The following is a 2,675-nucleotide window of genomic DNA, read 5'->3' as shown; positions in this document are numbered from 1 at the left end:
GAGTTTAAGACAAGTGCTTTTTAAAATACTTCCACTTTGTATATAGGTGGAATAAAAAAATTAAAACACGAAATGGATTCGTACTGAGGAACAAAAACCGCCATTTAATCGGCTGGTGATAGGGTGCTTTCAAGTCTATGGTAGATTCTGAGTAACAAACGAGCAAATAGATGAAACTTCTTGGGGCAACCGGAACGGTGGGGAAAAGTTAGGGGGGACCACCTCTTTATTGAATGCCACCACCAGAAATATCAAAAAATAGATTAATACTTCTACTATATAGCTTACTTTCTATCTATTAAATATTCAAATATGGTCTAAGTGAAAAAAGGTGCTAATTCCTAAGGAAGACTCTTTTTTTATAACCCTCTTTACTTTTTTCTGTGCTAATTTGAATCAGCTTATATTCAATTAATTAATATTATTTTTAGGATTAATTTTAAAATAAAAACATGCAAAGTACGATTTAATTCGACCTAAGGTCAAACAACCAATTTTTGTAGATGAACGACTTTTTTTCTTCTAAATAGCTTTTTATCCTCTTTTACGCTCTGTTCATCTCTCCTCCTAGAAAAATAATTTCATTGTTTTTAAATTGAAATATCGACTTAGGGCTGGTTTTATTCTTCAAAACGAAAAGAACCACCTAATCAATTTTTATTTTTAACCTAAACATATTATTCGCTATGAAAATTTTTTTTAAGCTTTTTTCTGCCTTATTAATTGCCTTATCAATGGCTACAGGATTTTATGCCTGTAACACTCCTGAAGAAGAAGTCACTACTGTAGATGAGGTATCTCCAGAGATTCTTGCGAAGCTGGATGCCTTGGGATTCAATACGGTTGACTTTCCAGTGGTGAAGCATGAAGATCAATTGATTATAGAAAATGACATTTCTTTAAATGTTCATGAGTTAGATAACATTGCCCAGGGCATACAACAACCTGTGGACGAACACTATTCTACGCATAATCTGGTAGACGGAACTCCAAGAACGATTAATGTTTATGTAAACTCTAGATTCTTACAAAAATACAGGGATGCTACTGATGAAGCCATCAGAAGATATAATGAAGTGGATGGTTTTTCATTAACTTTCAAAAGGGTAACAAACGCATCCCAGGCTGATATTCAAATTAATCCTTCACCTTGGTGGTATTACTGGCAAGACATACTGGGATCTGCTGGTTTTCCTACAACAGCAGGTGACCCTTACAATCAAATTCTAATGACAAGAGAATATTACGATGGTGTAACCAATATCAATGGTTTGGCCACCACAATAGCGCATGAAATGGGACATTGTATTGGATTCCGTCATACTGACTATATGGATAGAGATTTTAGCTGTAACCGAGGGTTTGACCCAGAACGAGTAGATCCTGAAGGTGCGAACCATATCCCTGGAACTCCAACTGAAGCAGAAGCTGGATCCTGGATGCTGGCCTGTGGAAGCGCTAATCTTGATCGGCCATTTACAACTAGTGACATTACGGCTTTAAGTACATTGTATTAAAAGATATTCCTTCCAATAGAGTAATAATTTTACCTTCGTAATGCTAATAATAACTTTTTGCATTACGGAGGTATTTTTTTTGTTCCATTAAATCAAGGGTGCACTTTCCTTTTAAATTTATTATTGGCAAATTTTACTTCAAAGGAGTGTTTATTTAGGGGTTATTGATGTCTTTGAATAAATATTAAACGTTGCAAATAAATAGTGAGAACTATCTTAACTATATTCAATATTTTTTGGGTTATTTTTTTAAAGTTAACTCAATAAAGTATTTATTTTCATTATATTATTTAATACCATCTACGGCTTTATTTCTTCTTTTCTATTTCATTATTAGAACTTCCACTTTCCCCGTAGATGGAAGTAATGGATATAATGTGATACATACGGTTGTTAGTAAACATTAAAAAACAAATTAATGGAAATCACTTTTGAGTTTGTTAAATCTGAAGAATTTTCAGTTTTTTTTGAAACCTATAGAAGCAAGATTTTTTCAGATGACTTTGATTTTGATATTGAGAAGATATTATCAAATCAAGAAAAGGAGAAAAGAGAGAATAATGGGAAAAGACTAAAAAACGTTCATAGATATTATTTGGTTGCCAAAGCTAAAGATGAAATAGTCGGATGGTCATTTGGAATGCAAAAAAGTGATGAAGATTATTATATGATTAACTCTGCAGTTTTTCCTAAATATAGACGTCAAGGTATATATACAAAAATGTTGAGAGAAGCAGTTGAATTGATAACTAAATTTGGGTTTCAAAGAATATACAGCAGGCATAAAATGTCTAATAACCCAGTATTAATTCCCAAGTTGAAGTTTGGCTTTATTATTACAGGTTTTGAGGTAAATGATGTTTTAGGAAATTTGGTGGAACTGAGTTATTACGCAAATCCTATTAGGAAAGAATTACTTAATATTAGGATAGGGACAAGAAAGCCAGATTCTGGAAATATGAATTTAATTAAATGAAATGTATCCTAACAAAGGTTATACGTCCATGCTCCCAAAGGGGTCGAAAAAACTATATCCCAATCATTAGAAATCTCTTTAAAACCTCAAAGGAATAGATTGTGTTTGGTATTTGGGTATTAACTTCCACTTTACCACATAGGTGAAAGCCTTTTTTCCTTGCTTCACAACTACCATTTGCC

2 protein-coding genes are annotated in these 2,675 nt (G+C 32.9%); both read left to right on the top strand.

From position 1 onward, the window contains the following. The first annotated feature begins 686 nt into the window (after nt 1-686). Nucleotides 687-1,517 (top strand): M57 family metalloprotease, encoded by an 831-nt coding sequence (locus tag E1171_RS03215; RefSeq protein ID WP_155204020.1) that lies wholly within the window; start codon nt 687-689, stop codon nt 1,515-1,517. Nucleotides 1,518-1,935: 418 nt separating this feature from the next. Next, the gene (locus E1171_RS03210; RefSeq protein ID WP_155204018.1) at nt 1,936-2,493 is read left to right on the top strand and encodes a GNAT family N-acetyltransferase; all 558 of its coding nucleotides are present in this window, start codon (nt 1,936-1,938) and stop codon (nt 2,491-2,493) included. Nucleotides 2,494-2,675 lie beyond the last annotated feature (182 nt).

This window comes from Xanthovirga aplysinae, from assembly GCF_009711365.1.
GTDB classification, from domain to species: Bacteria; Bacteroidota; Bacteroidia; order Cytophagales; family Cyclobacteriaceae; genus Xanthovirga; species Xanthovirga aplysinae.
The sequence above is the reverse complement of the archived record's forward strand: the minus strand, read 5'-3'. Positions and strand labels throughout refer to the sequence as shown.

What these genes read in the sequence shown, in the direction of transcription:
- E1171_RS03215 (WP_155204020.1), top strand. Translation starts at nt 687, where the DNA reads ATGAAAATTTTTTTTAAGCTTTTTTCTGCCTTATTAATTGCCTTATCA.
- E1171_RS03210 (WP_155204018.1), top strand. Translation starts at nt 1,936, where the DNA reads ATGGAAATCACTTTTGAGTTTGTTAAATCTGAAGAATTTTCAGTTTTT.